Annotated in this window: 17 protein-coding genes; 10 read left to right on the top strand and 7 right to left on the bottom strand. The window is 67.8% G+C overall.

Annotated features, from left to right (window positions below; genetic code table 11):
* Window positions 1-3: 3 nt before the first annotated feature.
* Window positions 4-1,056, bottom strand: a complete 1,053-nt coding sequence (locus SBP02_RS14470; protein WP_318642782.1) for an agmatine deiminase family protein — start codon at window positions 1,054-1,056, stop codon at window positions 4-6.
* 135 nt (window positions 1,057-1,191) lie between these two features.
* Here SBP02_RS14470 and SBP02_RS14475 point away from each other — a divergent pair, with 135 nt between their 5' ends.
* Complete coding sequence (locus tag SBP02_RS14475) at window positions 1,192-2,061, top strand: LysR family transcriptional regulator (RefSeq protein ID WP_318642783.1); 870 nt, start codon at window positions 1,192-1,194, stop codon at window positions 2,059-2,061.
* 46 nt (window positions 2,062-2,107) lie between these two features.
* Here SBP02_RS14475 and fadD1 read toward each other — a convergent pair whose 3' ends face one another.
* Together fadD1 and fadD2 are read right to left on the bottom strand one after the other, a co-directional pair.
* Complete coding sequence (gene fadD1, locus SBP02_RS14480) at window positions 2,108-3,799, bottom strand: long-chain-fatty-acid--CoA ligase FadD1 (RefSeq protein ID WP_318642785.1); 1,692 nt, start codon at window positions 3,797-3,799, stop codon at window positions 2,108-2,110.
* Window positions 3,800-4,147: 348 nt separating this feature from the next.
* Complete coding sequence (gene fadD2, locus SBP02_RS14485) at window positions 4,148-5,836, bottom strand: long-chain-fatty-acid--CoA ligase FadD2 (protein WP_318642788.1); 1,689 nt, start codon at window positions 5,834-5,836, stop codon at window positions 4,148-4,150.
* A 223-nt stretch (window positions 5,837-6,059) separates the two neighbouring features.
* Between fadD2 and SBP02_RS14490 the strand changes: the two genes are divergently transcribed.
* The 7 genes from SBP02_RS14490 (at window position 6,060) to SBP02_RS14520 (ending at window position 11,843) form a co-directional block, all read left to right on the top strand.
* Entirely contained in the window at window positions 6,060-7,019 is a 960-nt protein-coding gene (locus tag SBP02_RS14490; RefSeq protein ID WP_318642790.1) for an alpha/beta hydrolase, read from the top strand.
* Entirely contained in the window at window positions 7,016-7,486 is a 471-nt protein-coding gene (locus tag SBP02_RS14495) for a MaoC family dehydratase (protein ID WP_318642792.1), read from the top strand. The genes SBP02_RS14490 and SBP02_RS14495 overlap by 4 nt, the downstream gene beginning before the upstream one ends.
* Window positions 7,487-7,591: 105 nt before the next feature.
* Window positions 7,592-8,098 carry a DUF1993 domain-containing protein gene (locus SBP02_RS14500; protein ID WP_318642794.1) on the top strand — a complete coding sequence of 169 codons (507 nt, stop codon included), beginning with the start codon at window positions 7,592-7,594 and terminating at the stop codon, window positions 8,096-8,098.
* Between the two features lie 150 nt (window positions 8,099-8,248).
* Entirely contained in the window at window positions 8,249-8,881 is a 633-nt protein-coding gene (locus SBP02_RS14505; protein ID WP_318642796.1) for a TetR/AcrR family transcriptional regulator, read from the top strand.
* 1 nt (window position 8,882) lies between these two features.
* On the top strand, window positions 8,883-9,836 hold the full coding sequence (locus tag SBP02_RS14510) for an HlyD family secretion protein (protein ID WP_318642798.1): 954 nt from the start codon (window positions 8,883-8,885) through the stop codon (window positions 9,834-9,836).
* Complete coding sequence (locus tag SBP02_RS14515; RefSeq protein WP_318642801.1) at window positions 9,829-10,767, top strand: ABC transporter ATP-binding protein; 939 nt, start codon at window positions 9,829-9,831, stop codon at window positions 10,765-10,767. The genes SBP02_RS14510 and SBP02_RS14515 overlap by 8 nt, the downstream gene beginning before the upstream one ends.
* Window positions 10,764-11,843, top strand: a complete 1,080-nt coding sequence (locus SBP02_RS14520) for an ABC transporter permease (RefSeq protein ID WP_318642803.1) — start codon at window positions 10,764-10,766, stop codon at window positions 11,841-11,843. Before SBP02_RS14515 ends, SBP02_RS14520 begins: the two co-directional genes overlap by 4 nt.
* 90 nt (window positions 11,844-11,933) lie before the next feature.
* Here SBP02_RS14520 and ccoM read toward each other — a convergent pair whose 3' ends face one another.
* The 4 genes from ccoM to SBP02_RS14540 form a co-directional block, all read right to left on the bottom strand.
* A complete protein-coding gene (gene ccoM, locus SBP02_RS14525; protein ID WP_318642805.1) occupies window positions 11,934-12,050 on the bottom strand; it encodes a cytochrome c oxidase subunit CcoM in 117 nt (38 codons plus the stop codon).
* A 153-nt stretch (window positions 12,051-12,203) separates the two neighbouring features.
* Window positions 12,204-12,365: a hypothetical protein gene (locus tag SBP02_RS14530; protein WP_318642807.1), complete on the bottom strand. Its 162-nt coding sequence runs from the start codon at window positions 12,363-12,365 to the stop codon at window positions 12,204-12,206.
* Window positions 12,362-12,964, bottom strand: a complete 603-nt coding sequence (locus tag SBP02_RS14535) for an alpha-ketoglutarate-dependent dioxygenase AlkB family protein (RefSeq protein ID WP_318642808.1) — start codon at window positions 12,962-12,964, stop codon at window positions 12,362-12,364. The genes SBP02_RS14530 and SBP02_RS14535 overlap by 4 nt, the downstream gene beginning before the upstream one ends.
* 42 nt (window positions 12,965-13,006) lie before the next feature.
* The gene (locus SBP02_RS14540) at window positions 13,007-13,303 is read right to left on the bottom strand and encodes an aspartate-semialdehyde dehydrogenase (RefSeq protein ID WP_318642809.1); all 297 of its coding nucleotides are present in this window, start codon (window positions 13,301-13,303) and stop codon (window positions 13,007-13,009) included.
* Between the two features lie 175 nt (window positions 13,304-13,478).
* On the opposite strand from SBP02_RS14540, the gene rapA reads away from it, so the two are divergent.
* Window positions 13,479-16,322, top strand: coding sequence for an RNA polymerase-associated protein RapA (rapA, locus tag SBP02_RS14545; protein WP_318642810.1), 2,844 nt, complete (start codon window positions 13,479-13,481; stop codon window positions 16,320-16,322).
* Between the two features lie 270 nt (window positions 16,323-16,592).
* A complete protein-coding gene (locus SBP02_RS14550; protein ID WP_318642811.1) occupies window positions 16,593-18,719 on the top strand; it encodes a putative bifunctional diguanylate cyclase/phosphodiesterase in 2,127 nt (708 codons plus the stop codon).
* Window positions 18,720-18,772 lie beyond the last annotated feature (53 nt).

The following is an 18,772-nucleotide window of genomic DNA, read 5'->3' on the forward strand; positions in this document are numbered from 1 at the left end:
CCCTCACCCTCTCGGCGGCCAGGCCGGCTGTTGCTGGGTGATGCAGTGCACCCCGCCGCCGCCATGGGCCAGGTGGTCGATCCGCACCGGCACCACTTCACGCCCCGGGAAGGCCATGGCCAGGGTCTCGGCGGCCACCCGATCGGCGGCGATGCCGTAGGCCGGCATGATCACGGCGCCGTTGGCGATGTAGAAGTTGGTGTAGGAGGCGCAGAACACCTCGGCCGCGCTGTCCACCGCATCGCTGGCCTCAAATAGCTCGAGCAGCTCGAACTTCCGGCCGCGGGCATCGCTGGCCAGCTCCAGGGCGCGGCGATTCTCGCGCACCACCTCGGCATAGGTCGAGGACTGGTCATGGGTGGCGTCCACCAGCAGCGCGCCGGGCCGGGCGAAGGCGCAGACGCCGTCGACGTGGCCGTCGGTCATGTCGCCGGTGACATGGTCGGGATCGCCCGGCAGCCAGATGGTCTTCTGCACGCCCAATAGGCGGGCGAAGATGGCCTCCATCTCGGCCTTGCTCAGGCCCGGATTGCGGTTGGGATTGAGCAGCACCGACTCGGTGGTGATCAGGGTCCCCTCGCCATCCACATGGATGGCGCCGCCCTCGTTGGCCAGGGGCGTACCGAAGCACTCCAGACCCAGGCCGTTGAGCACGCGTCGGGCCAGGCTCTCGTCCAGGTCATGGGCCGACTTGCCGCCCCAGGCATTGAAACGCCAGCTGACCCCGGCCAGGCCCAGCTGCGGATGGCAGACGAAGCTCGGCCCGCTGTCGCGGCACCAGCTGTCGTTGACCGCCAGCTCGACCAGTTCGACGCCCGGCCCGCACAGCGTCCGGGCGGACGCCAGGGCGCTGGGGTCGACCGCCAGCCTGACCGGCTCGAAGCGGGCGATGGCGTTGGCCACCCGGGCGAAGTCGGCCTGCACCTGGGCCAGGGTCACCCCCCAGGTGTTCTCCCAGAGCGCCTGGTTATGCGGCCAGACCATCCAGGTAGCGGCGTGCCGAACCCATTCGGCCGGCATGTACCAGGCGTTCTGCTGCGTGTCGTTCTGTTGCATGACGAGTGCCTTTCAGTTAAGTATTTGTTATCACTGAAAACCGCCAAAGCGGCCATGACACCCATGCTAGGCCTCTAAAAATCACAGAACAAACGATGGATTTTGCCCACAAATGATTAGCAGGACTTATCAAACATGCTCAAGCACTGGCCGCCGCTGAACGCCCTGCGCGGCTTCGAAGCCGCCGCCCGCCTGGGCAGCTTCCACAAGGCCGCCGAAGAACTGCACCTCACCCAGTCGGCCATCAGCCAGCAGATCCGCAGCCTGGAAGGCTATCTGGAACAGCCGCTGTTCCATCGCAGCGGCCGCAGCGTCAGCCTGACCGACGCCGGCTACGACCTGCTCAGCACCACCCAGTCGCTGCTGCAACAACTGGCCGTGGGCATTCGCCGTCTGGAGCAGTACCGCAAGCCCAACCAGCTGGTGGTCAACACCACGCCGGCCTTCGCCCGCCACTGGCTGCTGCCGCGCCTGGGCGATTTCCAGCGTCGCCACCCGGAGATCGATCTGTGGCTGTTCACCACCGACGAGCCGCCGGACATGGCCAGCCAGACCATCGACATCGCCGTGCGCGACGACATCGCCGCCCAGGCCGAGTGCAGCTTCCAGGTGCTGCTGCGCGATCGCCTCTACCCGGCCTGCCACCCCAGGCTGCTGGAGATGCCGGCCGCCGCGCGCAACACCCTGCACGGCGAGCGGGAGATGGACTGGAGCCACTGGGCGGTGGAGGCCGGCATCGATGTCGGCCAGCAGGGCCACGGTTTGAACTTCTCCGACCCCGGCCTGCTGCTGGACGCCGCCTGCCAGGGCCTGGGCATCGCCCTGGTCAGCCAGTTGCTGGCCGAGCAGGCCCAAGCCGGTGGCCTGTTGCAGCCCTTGGCCGAGCAGCGCGTGCGCGGCCCCAGCTGGGCCTGGCTGATCCACCGCGACAGCGAGAGCAGCCCGCTGACCCGCGGCTTCTGCACCTGGCTGCGCAACGCCCTGGGGGAAAACACCGGCGCATAAAAAACGCCACCCGAGGGTGGCGTTCTGCAGCCGGCGACATGGCGAGTCAGCTGGCCTTCTTCAGCTTCTGCAGCTCCTCGTCGCGCAGCTCGCGACGCAGGATCTTGCCGACGTTGGTGGTCGGCAGCACGTCGCGGAACTCCACGGCCTTGGGCACCTTGTAGCCGGTGACGTTGGCGCGCATGTGCTCCATGACCTGCTCCTTGGTCAGGGTCACGCCGGGCTTGGCCACCACGAACAGCTTGATCGCCTCGCCGGACTTCTCGTCCGGCACGCCGATGGCCGCGCACTGCAGCACGCCCGGCAGGGTCGCCAGCACATCCTCCAGCTCGTTGGGGTAGACGTTGAAGCCGGACACCAGAATCATGTCCTTCTTGCGGTCGACGATGCGCATATAGCCGTCTTCCTGGATCAGCGCGATGTCGCCGGTCTTCAGCCAGCCCTCGGCATCGAGGATCTCGTCGGTGGCCTCCTGACGCTGCCAGTAGCCCTTCATCACCTGCGGGCCCTTGACGCACAGCTCGCCCACCGAGCCCAGCGGCAGCTCGTTGCCGGCCTCGTCGATGACCTTGCACAGGGTCGAGGGCACCGGAATGCCGATGGTGCCCATCTGGATGTTGGCGATCGGATTGACCGAGGCCACCGGGCTGGTCTCGGTCATGCCGAAGCCCTCGCACACCGGGCTGCCGGTGACCTGGGTCCAGCGCTCGGCGGTGGCCAGTTGCAAGGCCATGCCGCCGGACAGGGTGATCTTCAGCGAGGAGAAGTCCAGCTTCTGGAACTCCTCGTTGTTGCACAGGGCGACGAACAGGGTGTTGAGGCCGACGAAGCCGCTGAAGCGGTACTTGGACAGGTCCTTGACCATGGCCGGCAGGTCCCGCGGGTTGGTGATCAGCACGTTGTGATTGCCGATCAGCATCATCGCCATGCAATGGAAAGTGAAGGCGTAGATGTGATAGAGCGGCAACGGCGCGACGATGATCTCGCGGCCCTCGTCCAGGTTCGCGGCCATCATGGCGCGGGCCTGCAGCATGTTGGCCACCAGGTTGCGGTGGGTCAGCATCGCGCCCTTGGCCACGCCCGTGGTGCCGCCGGTGTACTGCAGCACGGCGATCTCGTCACTGCCCGGATTGGCCTCCGCGACCGGTCGGCCGCGGCCCTGGGCCAGGGCGTCGGTGAGCTTGACGGCGTGCGGCAGCTTGTAGGCCGGCACCATCTTCTTCACGTACTTGACCACGCTATTGACCAGCAGGCGCTTGAGCGGCGCCAGCATGTCGCCGACCTCGGTGACGATGACCGTCTTCACCCCGGTCTTGGGCACCACCTGCTCGGCCAAGTGGGCCATGTTGGCCAGGCACACCAGCGCCTTGGCGCCGGAGTCGTTGAACTGGTGTTCCATCTCCCGGGCGGTGTACAGCGGGTTGGTGTTGACCACCACCAGGCCGGCGCGCATGGCGCCGAACACCACCACCGGATACTGCAGCAGGTTGGGCAGCTGCACGGCGATGCGATCGCCCGGCTTGAGGTCGGTGTGCTGCTGCAGGTAGGCGGCGAAGGCACCCGATAGCTGGTACAGCTCGCCGTAGGTCAGGGTCTTGCCGAGATTGCTGAAGGCGGGCTTGTCGGCGAAGCGTTGGCAGGACTGTTTCAGTACCGCCTGAATATTCGGGTACTGATCCGGATCGATCTCGGCAGCAATCCCAACGGGATACTTGTCCTTCCAGAAGTTATCGGTCATGGAAGCCCACTCCTAAGCAACAGCTGATCTTCACCGCGCGAGGACGGTGGTTTGTTGTGTGTGTTTGCCTACTTTAGACCCTGTCCGAGCGGCCAAAAGCGGGCCGAGAGTAGCAGCTTTGCCGGAGGCCGCCTAGCACTAAACAAGGGCCAAACGGTCGCCAACGAGACCAAACATGCAGATACGGTCATATTCTGGCCTGATTGTCGGACAGCCCGGCAGCCGCTCGATCAGCCGAGCAAACGGACGACCCGGCCGCCCGGAACGGCAATTGGAGATAGACGGACGAGCGCGCAGACCCGTGACACGGGCGCGCCGGATGGGGGCGACACAGCCCCCGGCAGGGAGTCAGGCGATATCGCGCAGCTCGCGACGGAGGATCTTGCCGACCGGAGTCATCGGCAAGGCCTCCTTGAAGACGATGTGCTTGGGCACCTTGTAGCCGGTGAAGTTCTCCTTGCAGTAGGCCTTGAGCTCCTCGACGCTGAGGTCGCCATCTCGCGGCACCACGAACAGCTTGACCACCTCGCCGGACTTCTCGTCCGGCACGCCGATGGCGGCGCAGTTGGCCACCTTGGGGTGGGCCATGATCACGTCCTCGATCTCGTTGGGGTACACGTTGAAGCCGGAGACGATGATCATGTCCTTCTTACGGTCGACGATGCGCACGTGGCCGTCCGGGTCGATCACCGCGATGTCGCCGGTCTTGAACCAGCCCTCGGCGTCGAGCACCTCGGCGGTGGCCTCCGGCCGCTGCCAGTAGCCCTTCATCACCTGCGGCCCCTGGATGCACAGCTCGCCGCGCTCGCCCAGCCCCAGCTCGTTGCCCGCATCGTCGATCACCTTGAACGCCGTCCCCGGCAGCGGCACGCCCACCGAGCCCAGGCGCGCCAGCTTGCCGTAGGCATTGGTGCTGGCCACCGGCGAGGTCTCGGTGAGGCCGTACCCCTCCACCACCGGACAGCCGGTGATGGCCTGCCAGCGCTCGGCGGTGGCCTTGACCAGGGCGGTGCCGCCGGAGTTGGTGACCTTGAGGCGGGAGAAGTCGAGGTTCTTGAACTCGGGGTGGTCCATCAACGCGACGAACAGGGTGTTGAGCCCCAGCAGCGCGGAGAACTGCCACTTGCCCAACTCCTTGATAAAGCCGGAGATGTCCCGCGGATTGGTGATCAGCACGTTGTGGTTGCCGTTGACCATCATGCACATGCAGTTCGCGGTGAAGGCATAGATGTGGTAGAGCGGCAGCGGCGCGATCATGATCTCCTGGGCCTGTTTCATCAGCGGCGTGCCGTCTTCATCCAGCTGGGACAGGCAGGCATCGACCTGCAGCATGTTGGCCACCAGATTGCCGTGGGTCAGCATGGCGCCCTTGGCCACCCCGGTGGTGCCGCCGGTGTACTGCAGCACGGCGATGTCGTCATGGCCGACCTTGACCGGCTTGAACTCGTAGCCGTGACCCTGCTTGAGCGCCTGCTTGAACGGCACCGCCTGGGGCAGCTGGTAGTCGGGCACCAGCTTCTTGACCTGCTTCACCATTGTGTTGACCAGCCAGCCCTTGGGCCCCGACAGCAGATCGCCCATCTTCGCCTCGATCAGGTAGTCGATCTGGGTGTCGGGCAGCACCTCCTGCACCAGCTTGCCGAACATGTTGAGGTAGACCAGGGCGCGCACGCCGGCGTCCTTGAACTGGTGGCGCATCTCCCGGGCGGTGTACAGCGGATTGGTATTGACCACTATCAGCCCGGCACGCATGGCGCCGAACACGGCGATCGGGTACTGCAGGACGTTGGGCATCTGCACGGCGATGCGCTCGCCCGGCTGCAGGTCAGTGTGCTTCTGCAGGTAACCGGCGAAGGCGGCGGACAACCGATCCAGCTCGGCGTAGGTCAGGGTCACGCCCAGATTGCTGAAAGCCGGACGGTCGGCGAATTTCTTGCATGAGCGCTCGAACACCTCCACCACCGACTTGTAGGCGTCCAGGTCGATGCCGTTGGGCACGCCGGCCGGGCGCTTGTCGTTCCAGAAATCAGGCTGCATTGTTGTTATTCCCCTTCCCCAGATGGATTCCCCGCCGAGCGGGCCATGGCCGGAGGCCGGCCACGGCATGCCAGGCACTCAGCCGACGTTAGCAGCTATGGTTCGGGGCGCAAACACTTGCACGGGCGTCATTGACCGCGTGAATTTTCCATCCGCGGATCGACTGGGAAAGCCCGCCCCCTGCCTCTACAATGCCCGACTCCCGCCGGCTCAAGGACTCGCCATGCACCACGAAGCATTCTGGCTCAACAGCAGCGATGCGACCCCGCTGTACGTGAACCGCTGGTTCTGCGCACAGCCGGCCAAGGCAGTGGTCATGCTGGCCCACGGTATGGCCGAGCACAGCGGCCGCTACGCCCGCCTGGGCGCGGCGCTGGCCGCCGCCGGCTACGAGCTGTTCGCCCACGATCAGCGCGGCCACGGCCAGACCGCCCGCCACGGACGGCTCGGCCACTATGCCGATGAGGACGGCTGGAACCTGACGGTCGGCGACCTGGCCTGCCTCAACCACCATATCCGCCAGCGCCACCCCCACGCACCGATCTTCCTGCTCGGCCACAGCATGGGCAGCTACATCGGCCAGGCCTACCTGATGCGCCACAGCAGCAGCCTGCACGGGGCGATACTCTCCGGCTCCAATTACCAACCGGTCTGGCTCTACCGCGTAGCCCGCCTGGTCGCCCGCCTCGAACGCTGGCGCCAGGGCCCCCACGGCCACAGCAAGCTGATCGACCTGCTGTCCTTCGGCTCGTTCAACCAGGCCTTCAAGCCCAACCGCACCCCTTTCGACTGGCTCAGCCGCGACCCGCAGGAGGTCGACCGCTATATCGACGACCCGCTGTGCGGCTTCCTCTGCACCAACCAACTCTGGCTCGACCTGCTCGCCGGCCTGCAACAGATCACCCCGCCCCGGCAGCTGACCCAGATCGACGGCCAGCTGCCGCTGCTGGTGATCGGCGGCGCCCGCGATCCGGTCAGCGCCGGCAAGCGCCTGCAGCACCTGGCCGATGCCCTGCGCCGGGCCGGCCTCGAGCAGGTGCACCTGAAAATCTACCCGGACGCCCGCCACGAGCTGCTCAACGAGAGCAATCGCGACGAGGTGACCGCCTACCTGATCGGCTGGCTGGACGAGGCCCTGGCCCGCAGCCGCCAACGCCCCCGCACCGCCAAGGAGCCCCTATGAGCCAGACCAGCAACACTCCCTACGAAGCCCTCGAAGTCGGCCAGACCGCCAGCTACAGCAAGACCGTCGAGGAGCGTGACGTCCAGCTGTTCGCGGCGATGTCCGGCGACCGCAACCCGGTGCACCTGGATGCCGAGTACGCCGCCGCCACCATGTTCAAGGAGCGCATCGCCCACGGCATGTTCAGCGGCGCCCTGATCAGCGCCGCGGTGGCCTGCGAACTGCCCGGCCCCGGCACCATCTACCTGGGCCAGCAGATGCGTTTCACCGCCCCGGTGAAGCTCGGCGACACCCTCACCGTGCGCCTGGAAATCCTCGAGAAGCTGCCGAAGTTCCGCGTGCGCATCGCCACCCGGGTGTTCAACCAGAACGACGAACTGGTGGTCGACGGCGAGGCCGAGATCCTCGCCCCGCGCAAGCAGCAGACCGTGCAACTGACCGAACTGCCGCCGATCAGCATCGGCTGAGCACCGCGGCCCGGGCGCCGATCGAGCGCACCGGGCCGCGCCGCCGGCGCGTCAAACCGGCGTTTTACCCTTCCCGAACCGCCCTTCTCTCCCTGGAGAACCCCCATGTCCCTGTCCATGTACCACGCCTCCATTCCGGTCTTCGTCCGCCAGCTGAACAACCTGTCGACCATCCTCGGCCTCGCCGCCACCGACGCCGAGGCGCGCAAGATCGAGCCGAGCGTGCTGCTCAACGCACGCCTGGCACCCGACATGTTCCCCCTGGTACGCCAGGTGCAAATCGCCTGCGACGGCGCCAAGGCCGGCGTCGCCCTGCTGGCCGGGGTCGAGGCCCCCAGCCATGCCGACGACGAGACCAGCTTCGCCGAACTGCAGGCGCGCATCGCCAAGACCCTGGCGTTCATCCAGGCCGTGAGCCCCGAGCAACTCGACGGCAGCGAGGCGCGCACCCTGACCCTCAAGCGCCGCGACAAGGAAACCCGATTCCTGGGCCAGGCCTTCCTCCTCGACCATGTGCTGCCCAACTTCTATTTCCACTACACCACCGCCTACGCCATCCTGCGCCACAACGGCGTCGCCGTCGGCAAGCGCGACTTCCTCGGCACCCGCTAAGCCGCACGGGCAGGCGACCGGCCCCGGCCGGTCGCCGCCTCCCATGCCCCGATTGCCCGAGCGCACGAGCGCCGCTCGGCGAGAGCTTCGCGCTTGCGCCAAAAATTAATTAATCTAATAATTAATTATCGCGGCAACCCGGAGCCCGCAATGCCCCGCCCCCGCCCACCCGGCCGCCCCAGCGGCGACTCGGCCCTGCAACGCGAACGCCTGCTCGACGCCGCGGTACAGGCCTTCGCCCACGCCGGCATCGAGGCCAGCAGCCTGCGCGCCATCGCCGCGCAGGCCGGGGTCACCCCGGCGCTGATCAACTATTACTTCGGCACCAAGCAGCGCCTGGTCGAGGCCATGGTCGAGGAACGCTTCCTGCCACTCATCCGCGGAGTCGCCGAGGAGCTGCAGCAGGCCGGCGACGAACCGCACGAGCTGGTCGGGCGCTTCGTCCGCGGCCTGAGCGCGATAGTGGTCGAGCACCCCTGGATTCCACCGTTGTGGGTGCGCGAGATCCTCTGTGAAGGCGGCCAGCTGCGCGCCCTGCTGATCGGCCGCATCGCCCCGCTGATCCCCCTGCTGCTGGCCCAGCGTTTCGCCGCCGCCCAGGCCCGCGGCGCCCTCAACCCGGACCTGGACCCACGCCTGCTGGTGGTCTCGCTGATCGGCCTGACCATGCTGCCCTACGCCGCCGCGCCGCTGTGGCGGGGCATCTTCGCCAATCCACAGATCGGCGACGAGACGTTGGTCGCCCACACCCTGGCCCTGCTCGAACGGGGCATGGAGGTCTGAGATGCGCCGGATACTGCCTTGCCTGTTGCTGCTTGCCGTCCTCGCCGGCTGCGAGCCCCCAGGGGATACGACCCTGCTCGGCACCCTGGAATGGGACCGCATCGGCCTGCCCGCCGAGGCCTCGGAACCCATCCTGCGCTGGCACGTCGTCGAGGGCGAACGGGTCGAGGCCGGCCAGCTGCTGCTCGAACTCGACCCGCGGCGCCAGGACGCCGACATCGCCCAGGCCCGTGCCGAGGTGACCCTGGCCGAAGCGCGGCTGCGCGAGCTGAGCAATGGCACGCGGGTGGAGACCCTGGAGGCGGCCCAGGCGACCCTGGCGCGCGAGCGCGCCACGCAGCTCGAGGCCGAGCGCGGCTTCCAGCGCATCGCCACCCTGCACCGACGCGGCCTGGTCGCCCTCGCCGAACTGGACGCTGCCCGCGCCGGCCGCGACCAGGCCCGCGCCGCCAGCCGTAACGCCGAGGCCCGGCTGCGCGAGCTGAGCAACGGCACCCGCCCCGAGCAGCTGGAGCAGGCCAGTGCCGTTCTGCAGGCGGCCCGCGCCCGACTCGCCCGGCTGCGCCTCGACCGCGAGCGCCTGAGCCTGCGTGCGCCCAGTGCCGGGCGGGTCGACGCCCTGCCCTTCAAGCCCGGCGACCAGCCGCCGCGCGGCGCCGAGCTGGTCAGCCTGCTGGTCGGCGAGGCGCCCTACGCGCGGGTCTACGTGCCCGCCAGCCAACGTGCGGCCATCGCCCCGGGGGACGCCATGCGGGTGCAGGTCGAAGGCGTCGAGCAGGCCTTCGCCGCCACCGTCAGCAGCATCCGCAGCGAGGCCAGTTTCACCCCCTACTTCGCCCTCAGCGGCGACGATGCCAGCCGCCTGATGTACCGCGCCGAACTGCGCCTGCAGGGCGCCGCCGCCCGCCGCCTGCCGGCCGGCCTGCCCCTGCGTGCCGAGCGCCGCCATGACTAGCGCCGAGCCGGTGATCCGCTGTCGCGGCCTGAGCAAGCGCTTCGGCGACCTGCTGGCGGTCGACGGCCTCGACCTGCAGGTGCGCCGCGCCGAGGTGTTCGGTTTCCTCGGCCCCAACGGCTCGGGCAAGTCCACCACCATCCGCATGCTCTGCGGCCTGCTGCTGCCCAGCGCCGGGGAGATCGAGGTGCTCGGTTGCCGCATACCCCGCGATGCCGAGGCGCTGAAGCGACGCATCGGCTACATGACCCAGAAGTTCTCGCTGTACGAGGATCTCAGCGTGCTGGAGAACCTGCAGTTCCTCGCCTCGGTGCACGGCCTGAGCAGGGCCGCGGCCGGCGCGCGCATCGAGGAGCTGCTCGAGCGCTACTGGCTGAGCGACCGCCGCCGGCAGCTGGCCGGCACCTTGAGCGGCGGGCAGAAACAGCGCCTGGCCCTGGCCGGCGCCGTGCTGCACAAGCCCGACCTGCTGTTGCTGGACGAGCCCACCAGCGCCGTCGACCCGCAGTCGCGCCGCGAGTTCTGGGAGTCGCTGTTCGAGCTGGCCGAGGCCGGCACCACCTTGCTGGTGTCCACCCACTACATGGACGAGGCCGAGCGCTGCACCCGCCTGGGGATTCTCGACGCCGGTCGCCTGGTGGCCGATGGCAGCCCGCGCCAGCTGCTCGAGGCCCTGCCCGGCCACCCGCTGCTGATCCAGTGCGCCCAGCCGCGCCAGGCCCAGCGCGCCCTGCAGGACTGCCAGGAGGTGCTGGCCATGGCGCAGATCGGCGCCGCCCTGCGGGTGCTGGTGGCCAGCGCCGAGGCCCGCGCCGCCATCGACCAGCGCCTGCGCGCCGCCCGGATCGAGGCCCAACTGCAGGACTCTCCGGGCAACCTGGAGGACGTGTTCGTCACCGTCACCCGCCAGCCCCTGCAGGCTCGGCCATGAACCTGCGCCGCCTGGCCGCGATCGTCAGCAAGGAGCTGCGCCAGCTGCGTCGCGACCGTCTGACCTTCGCCATGATCGTCGGCATCCCGCTGCTGCAGCTGGTGCTGTTCGGCTACGCCATCAACATGGACGTGCGCGGCATCGACGCCGCCGTGCTGGACCAAGCGGGCAGCGCCCGCGCGCGGGAAGTGGTGGCGGAAATCGGCGCCAGCCAGGTGCTCGACCTGCGCTACCGGCTGAACAGCCCGCAGCAGCTGGACACGCTGCTGCGCCAGGGGCGGATCAGCGCCGCCCTGGTGCTGCCGGCGGATTTCGAGGCGCGCCTGCTGCGCCAGGACCGACCGCCGCTGCAACTGGTGGTGGACGGCTCGGACCAGAGCGTGCAGGCCTCGGCCCGGCAGCTGGCGATGTACGCGCCACCGGGCTGGGACAAGCGCCCGGCGGTGGAGCTGGTCAACCTCTACAACCCCGAGCGCCGCGCCGCGCTGAACACCGTGCCGGGCCTGATCGGGGTGATCCTGACCATGACCCTGGTGATGTTCACCGCCATCGCCCTGGTGCGCGAGCGCGAGCGCGGCAACCTGGAGATGCTGATCGCCACGCCGCTGTCGCCCTGGGAACTGACCCTGGGCAAGGTGCTGCCCTTCGTCGGCATCGGCCTGATCCAGGTGACGGTGATCCTGCTGGTCGGCGGCCTGCTGTTCGCGGTGCCGGTGCGTGGCGCGCTGCTGGAGCTGTATGGCGCGGCGCTGCTGTTCATCGTCGCCAGCCTGGCCCTCGGGGTGTTTCTCTCGACCCTGGCGCGCACCCAGTTCCAGGCCATGCAGATGGCTTTCTTCACCTTCCTGCCGCAGATCCTGCTGTCAGGTTTCATGTTCCCCTTCGCCGGCATGCCCAGGGCGGCACAGTGGTTCGCCGAGCTGCTGCCGCTGACCCACTTCCTGCGCCTGGCCCGCGGCATCATGCTGCGCAGCGCCGGGCTCCTGGAGTTGTGGACGGAGATGCTGGCGCTGCTGCTGTTCACCCTGCTGATGCTGAGCGTGGCGGTGCTGCGGGTGAACAAGCGCCTGGATTAGCGCCTGGCCCAGGCGGCGACTTTTTCAGGCACAAAAAAAGGGCGACTGATGGTCGCCCGAATTGCCTTGCGTGCCTGTAGAGCCCAAACGCTAGCCTTGCTTGCGCTTGTGCGAATCCTTCCAGATGAAATATCCGACGCCCGCGAAGAAGGCCAGCATCAGGCCGACGGTGCCGACTCCGGCGAGAACTACCACATCGATGAACATGCTGGCCTCCTGCGTTGACCTTGGCGGGGATGGCTGCAAGGTAGCAGGGGCGGCGGCGCACTTATTGACCCAGATCAAGGCCAGGCGGAGGGGCGTAGACAGGCAGGAAGATAAACTGATCCAGATCAATGGAATCGGCGCTGGCGAGGCGCCTCAGCGCTTCTTCGACTTGCCCCGGGTCTTCTTCTTGCCTTTGGTCAGGGGCAGCACCTGCTCGAACTTCTCGCGCATCTCGTTGAGCCGCTTGTCGTTGAGGTCGTGGATGCGTTTGTCGCGCTCGGCGCCGAAATCGATCAGTTTTTCGTCATTGCTCATGGGGTCGACCGGATTAAGCGAAAGGTCAGGTTCAGGCGCGGCGCACAGGGGCGGCGCGTCTTCGCCACTTGATGTTGCCAATAATGCTGCGTCGGGCCGGCCATGACCAGCAGCGAACCATGCTCGAGCAGCAGCGAGTGCTCGATACGGCTCTGCCCCTTGCGGCGCAGGTCGAAGCGCCGGGTGCCGCCCAGGTTGAGCGAGGCGATCAGCGGATCGGCACCCAGCTCGACCTCGTCGTCGCTGTGCCAGCCCATGGCGTCGCTGCCGTCGCGGTAGTAGTTGAGCAACGCGCCATTGAGCCGCTGCCCCACTGCGGCCTCCAGGCGTTGGCGGATCTGCGCCAGCAGCGGTGTCCAGGGCCGCGGTCGATGGATCAGGCCGGAATAGCGGTAGGTGGCCTCCTCGTCGCCGTACCAGGCCACCAGCCGCGGCACCGGCCACTCGCGACCGTACAGGCGTACCCGGGGTTGCTGCCAGGGCGTCTCGGCCAGCAACTGGCTCAGCCAGCGGTCGGCCGCGGCCGGCTCGAGCCAGCCGGCCCGGTAGTCCAGCCGGGCATCGGGCAGTTGCGGGAGGCTGTCGGGGAAAAGGTCCACGGATAACTCGACGCAGCGGGGTTCGACTCGATTGTCCGCCGTTCAGACTTGCACATCCACCCATAGGCCCTGGCGCGGCAGCTCTTCGCCGGACTCGTCGGCGGGCTCGTCCAACTCCCCCTCGGCCAGCTGCTCGGGGGTATAGCCGCGGCGCTGGCGCCGGCGCTGCTCCTCGCGCAGCAGCTCCTCGGCCTCCTGCGGGTGGCGCTTGTCCAGGCTCAGGGCGCTTTCCTTGGCGCTCTCCTGCGCCGGAGTCACCGGCGGCACCTCGGGCCTGGGCTTGATCGCGTCCTGCTGCACGGTGACCGGCGCCAGGCTATGGGGGATGGGGGGTAGCACGTTATGACGCCCTCCTTTGGTCAGGCTGTCGGCCGCCGCAGCGCCGACTTGAGAGCCGCCTAACTACACTTTCGACTCGGGTAACCGCGTTAAGTGCCCGGGACACCGCATTGCGCCTTTGGCCTGGGCCCGACGTTCCGTTACCATAGCCGGCTTTTTCACGCGGGAGACAGGCATGGCGCAATACGAACCGGGGCAACGCTGGATCAGTGACAGCGAAGCGGAATTGGGCTTGGGCACCATCCTCATGCAGGACGGCCGCATGCTCACCGTGCTCTACCCGGCCACCGGCGAAACCCGCCAGTATGCTGCGCGCAATGCCCCGCTGACCCGCGTGCGCTTCGCCCCGGGCGACGAGATCACCCATTTCGAGGGCTGGAAGCTGACCGTGCAGGAGGTCGAGGACATCGACGGCCTGCTGGTCTACCACGGCCTCAACGGCTCGCACGAGAGCATCAGCCTGCCGGAAACCCAGCTGTCGAACTTCATCCAGTTCCGCCTGGCCAGCGACCGCCTGTTCGCCGGCCAGATCGATCCGCTGCCCTGGTTCGCCCTGCGCTACCGCACCCTGGAGTTCACCAGCAAGCAGCTACAGTCGCCGCTCTGGGGCCTGGGCGGCGCCCGCGCGCAACCCATCGCCCACCAGCTGCACATCGCCCGCGAAGTGGCCGATCGCATCGCCCCGCGGGTGCTGCTGGCCGACGAAGTGGGCCTGGGCAAGACCATCGAGGCCGGCCTGGTGATCCATCGCCAGCTGCTCACCGGCCGCGCCAGCCGGGTGCTGATCCTGGTACCGGAGAACCTCCAGCACCAGTGGCTGGTGGAGATGCGCCGGCGCTTCAACCTCGAGGTGGCGCTGTTCGACGCCGAGCGTTTCATCGAGAGCGACGCCAGCAACCCCTTCGAGGACGCCCAGCTGGCCCTGGTGGCCCTGGAATGGCTGCGCGAGGACGAGCGCGCCCAGGATGCCCTGTTCGCCGCCGGCTGGGACCTGCTGGTGGTCGACGAGGCCCACCATCTGGTCTGGCATCCGGAACACGCCAGCCCGGAATACGTCCTGGTCGAACAACTGGCCGGCGTCATTCCCGGCGTACTGCTGCTCACCGCCACCCCGGAGCAACTGGGCCAGGACAGCCACTTCGCCCGCCTGCGCCTGCTCGACCCACACCGTTTCCATGACCTCGAGGCCTTCCGCGCCGAGAGCGCGCACTACCGCCCGGTCGCCGAAGCGGTACAGGAGCTGCTGGACCAGGGCCAGCTGTCGACCCGCGCCCACCGCACCATCCACGACTTCCTCGGCCAGGAGGGCGAAGGCCTGCTGGCCGCGGTCAATGCCGGCGACCAGGACGCCGCCGCGCGGCTGGTGCGCGAGCTGCTCGACCGCCATGGCACCGGCCGCCTGCTGTTCCGCAACACCCGCGCCGCGGTGCAGGGCTTCCCGGAGCGCGAACTGCACCCCTACCCGCTGCCCAATCCGGACGAGTACATGGAGCTGCCGATCGGCGAACATCCGGACCTCTACCCGGAGGTCAGCTACCAGGCCCAGAGCGAGCTCGACGACGAACAGCGCTGGTGGCGCTTCGACCCGCGGGTCGAGTGGCTGATCGACACCCTGAAGATGCTCAAGAAGTTCAAGGTGCTGGTGATCTGCGCCCACGCCGAGACCGCCATGGACCTGGAAGACGCCCTGCGCGTGCGCAAGGGCATCCCCGCCACGGTGTTCCACGAGGGCATGAGCATCCTCGAGCGCGACCGCGCCGCGGCCTATTTCGCCGACGAGGAGTTCGGCGCCCAGGTGCTGATCTGCTCGGAAATCGGCAGCGAAGGCCGCAACTTCCAGTTCGCCCACCACCTGGTGCTGTTCGACCTGCCGGCCCACCCGGACCTGCTCGAGCAGCGCATCGGCCGCCTCGACCGCATCGGCCAGAAGCACCGCATCCAGCTGCACGTGCCCTACCTGGAGAACAGCCCCCAGGAACGCCTGTTCCAGTGGTACCACCAGGGGCTCAACGCCTTCCTCGCCACCTGCCCCACCGGCAACGCCCTGCAGCAGCAGTTCGGCACGCGCCTGCTGCCGCTGCTCGAAGGCGGCGACGACGACCAGTGGCAACAGCTGGTGGACGAGGCCCGTGCCGAGCGCGAGCGCCTGGAGGGCGAGCTGCACGCCGGTCGCGACCGTCTGCTGGAGCTCAACTCCGGCGGTGCCGGCGAGGGCGAGGCCCTGGTGGAGGCGATCCTCGAGCAGGACGACCAGTTCGCCCTGCCGATCTACATGGAAGCGCTGTTCGACGCCTTCGGCATCGACAGCGAGGACCACTCGGAGAACGCCCTGATCCTGCGCCCCAGCGAGAAGATGCTGGACGCCAGCTTCCCCCTGGGCAGCGACGAGGGGGTGACCATCACCTACGACCGCAACCAGGCGCTGGCGCGCGAGGACATGCAGTTCCTCACCTGGGAACACCCCATGGTGCAGGGCGGCATGGACCTGGTGCGTTCCGGCTCCATGGGCAACACCGGGGTGGCGCTGATCAAGAACAAGGCGCTCAAGCCCGGCACCGTGCTGCTGGAGTTGCTCTACGTCAGCGAAGTGGTGGCGCCGCGCAACCTGCAGCTGGGCCGCTACCTGCCGCCGGCGGCACTGCGCTGCCTGCTCGACGCCAACGGCAACGACCTGGCCGGCAAGGTCGCCTTCGAGACCCTCAACGACCAGCTGGAAAGCGTGCCGCGGGCCAGCGCCAACAAGTTCGTCCAGGCCCAGCGCGATGCCCTGACCCCGCTGATCAACGGCGGCGATGACAAGATCGCCCCGCGTCACGCCGAGCGGGTCGCCGAAGCCAAGCGCCGCCTGGCCGCCGAGGTCGACGAGGAACTGGCCCGCCTGACCGCCCTGCAGGCGGTCAATCCGAGCGTGCGCGACAGCGAGCTGCAGGCCCTGCGCCAGCAACGCGAGCAGGGCCTGGCCATGCTCGACAAGGCCGCCCTGCGCCTGGAGGCGATCCGCGTACTGGTGGCCGGATAAGCACGGCAACGGCTGCAAACCACAAGGCCCGCAGACGCGGGCCTTGTGGTTAACCGAAGCCGACAGGGGGCGCGGGCCGCACTTGGAGCCAATGGCAATAAGGGTCATTGCCAAAAACTCACCACTACGACGCCATTACCGCTCGTCGGACAGACTCCCTCACTATACTGACGGCATATCGCGATCACCTCGTCGATTGGACAAGGGAGAGTGCCGGCTATGGATTGGCTATACCTTCGTTTCACCTCCGCGCTGCCATCAGGCGGGCAGTTGCTCCTCGAGCCCTCCTACTCCCCCTGGCTTATCCTGCTGGCCTGCGTGATCGCCTGCGCCGCCGCCTATGCCGGCCTGGAGATGGCCGAGCGGGCCCGCCGCTGCCAGCGCCCCGGCACCCGTAATCTCTGGTGCTGGATGGGGGCCCTGAGCCTGTCCGGCGGCATCTGGTCGGCGTACTTCATCGTCATGCTGGCCTACCAGACCCAGGTCGCCATTCGCCACGACCTGCCGACGACCCTGGCCGCGCTGCTGTGCGGCTTCGTGCCCGCCCTGCTGACGCTGCACCTGCTGGTGCGCAAGCCACGGAGCCTCCGACTGTGCGCACAGGTGGCGCTGTGCTTCGGCCTGGCCATCGTGGCCATGCGCTACGGCGGCATGAGTGCGATGCGCTCCGGCGCCAGCAGCTACTGGCAACCCTGGCTGCTGATGCTGTCGGTCGCCCTGCCCGTCGCCTGTGCCTTCGCCGCCTTCCTGCTCGAGCTGCGCAGCGCCGAACGCCACGCGCAGCGCCAGGGCGCCGTCGCGCTGCTGCTGGGCCTGGCCATCACCCTGGCGCACGTCGCCGGATTGGCGGCGCTGACCCTCGCGGTCCCCATGGGCACCGCCCTGCTCACGCAAAGTGCAGCCGACGGCGGGCAATTGGCGCTGCTCGTCGGCTGCGTCACCCTGCTCAGCCTGGGCATCGGCCTCTGGGCGGCCTGGGGGGACAGGGCGCAGGAACACAAGGTCCGCGAGCAACTGCAGGTCAGCACCCTGATCAGCCAGCTCGACCTGGCCCGCGCCTCGCTGCAGCAGGTCGCCCAGTTCGACTCGCTGACCGAGCTGCTCAATCGCCAGGGCCTGGACGAGGCCCTCGGCGAGAAGATCCAGGCGCACCGGCAACAGGGCACGCCGCTGGCGGTCATGTTTCTCGACATCGATCACTTCAAGCGCATCAACGACAGCCTCGGCCACGCCGCCGGCGACGAGATGCTCAGGGTGCTGGCCGAGCGGATCAACGGCGTCCTGCGGGACAAGGACGTGATTGCCCGCTTCGGCGGCGACGAGTTCTGCGTAGTCGCCAGCCTGATCGACAACGAAGAAGCCCGGCACCTGGCGCAACGTCTGCTGCTGCGCATCAAGGAGCCCGTCGTCCTCGATGGGCGCAGCATCGTGATGACGTCCAGCATCGGCATCAGCCTGTTCCCCAAGGACGGGGAAAGCTGCGAGGAGCTGATCAAGCATGCCGACCTGGCGCTGTACCAATCCAAGGGCAGCGGCCGCAACAACGCCCAGTTCTTCAGCACGCCGCTCAAGACCAAGGCCAGCTTCGAACTGCAGCTGGAGGAGGAACTGCGTAACGCCCTGCAACAGGACCGTGGCCTGCTGCTCCATTACCAGCCGATTCTCGACCTCGACTCCGGCCAGGTGAGCAAGCTCGAGGCACTGGTCCGCTGGCAGCATCCGCAACACGGCCTGCTCTCGCCGGAGCGCTTCATCGGCATCGCCGAAGCCAATGGCTTTATCGCCGAGCTCGACGCCTGGGTACTGCACCGCGCCTGTCGCGACCTGCGCCTGTTGGCCGAGACCGGCTATCCGCAACTGCGGGTCGCGGTGAACTGCTCGGCGCTCAACCTGGGCCGCACGGACCTGCCGCAGGAAGTGCGTGACGCTCTCGCCAGCTCCGGGGTAGCCGCGCAGCGCCTGGAGCTGGAGGTGACCGAGAACGCCCTGATGGGCAACATCAACCTGGCCGCCGACCTGCTGCAGCAGATGCGCGAACTGGGCGTCAGCCTGTCCATCGACGACTTCGGCACCGGCTACTCGTCCCTGGCCTACCTCAAGCGCCTGCCCCTCGATACGCTGAAGATCGACCGATCCTTCATCCAGGACGTCCCCACTTCGCGCCAAGACATGGAGATCATCCAGGCCGTCATCGGCATGGCCCACACCCTGCATCTCAAGGTGGTCGCCGAGGGTGTCGAGACCCCTCAGCAATTGGCCTTCCTGCGCGAGCACGGCTGCGACTACCTGCAAGGCTACCTGCTCAGCCAACCGCTGCCGCTGCTGCAGCTCCTGGAATTCCTGCACCAGCAGCCGACCAGCGGCGAACCGCTACCCCGACTGTCGAACTGTCGCTGATCAATTACCTGTTGACGCGATGACGTTCGCTGTCCATGTTCATAACAGATATC

Origin of the sequence: Pseudomonas benzenivorans (assembly GCF_033547155.1) — a bacterium.
GTDB classification, from domain to species: Bacteria; Pseudomonadota; Gammaproteobacteria; order Pseudomonadales; family Pseudomonadaceae; genus Aquipseudomonas; species Aquipseudomonas benzenivorans_B.

Coding starts and splice junctions, on each gene's coding strand:
- SBP02_RS14505 (WP_318642796.1), top strand. CDS start 8,249: ATGCCCCGCCCCCGCCCACCCGGCCGCCCCAGCGGCGACTCGGCCCTG.
- SBP02_RS14530 (WP_318642807.1), bottom strand. CDS start 12,365: ATGAGCAATGACGAAAAACTGATCGATTTCGGCGCCGAGCGCGACAAA.
- fadD2 (WP_318642788.1), bottom strand. CDS start 5,836: ATGCAGCCTGATTTCTGGAACGACAAGCGCCCGGCCGGCGTGCCCAAC.
- SBP02_RS14515 (WP_318642801.1), top strand. CDS start 9,829: ATGACTAGCGCCGAGCCGGTGATCCGCTGTCGCGGCCTGAGCAAGCGC.
- SBP02_RS14500 (WP_318642794.1), top strand. CDS start 7,592: ATGTCCCTGTCCATGTACCACGCCTCCATTCCGGTCTTCGTCCGCCAG.
- SBP02_RS14520 (WP_318642803.1), top strand. CDS start 10,764: ATGAACCTGCGCCGCCTGGCCGCGATCGTCAGCAAGGAGCTGCGCCAG.
- fadD1 (WP_318642785.1), bottom strand. CDS start 3,799: ATGACCGATAACTTCTGGAAGGACAAGTATCCCGTTGGGATTGCTGCC.
- ccoM (WP_318642805.1), bottom strand. CDS start 12,050: ATGTTCATCGATGTGGTAGTTCTCGCCGGAGTCGGCACCGTCGGCCTG.
- SBP02_RS14470 (WP_318642782.1), bottom strand. CDS start 1,056: ATGCAACAGAACGACACGCAGCAGAACGCCTGGTACATGCCGGCCGAA.
- SBP02_RS14475 (WP_318642783.1), top strand. CDS start 1,192: ATGCTCAAGCACTGGCCGCCGCTGAACGCCCTGCGCGGCTTCGAAGCC.
- rapA (WP_318642810.1), top strand. CDS start 13,479: ATGGCGCAATACGAACCGGGGCAACGCTGGATCAGTGACAGCGAAGCG.
- SBP02_RS14510 (WP_318642798.1), top strand. CDS start 8,883: ATGCGCCGGATACTGCCTTGCCTGTTGCTGCTTGCCGTCCTCGCCGGC.
- SBP02_RS14495 (WP_318642792.1), top strand. CDS start 7,016: ATGAGCCAGACCAGCAACACTCCCTACGAAGCCCTCGAAGTCGGCCAG.
- SBP02_RS14490 (WP_318642790.1), top strand. CDS start 6,060: ATGCACCACGAAGCATTCTGGCTCAACAGCAGCGATGCGACCCCGCTG.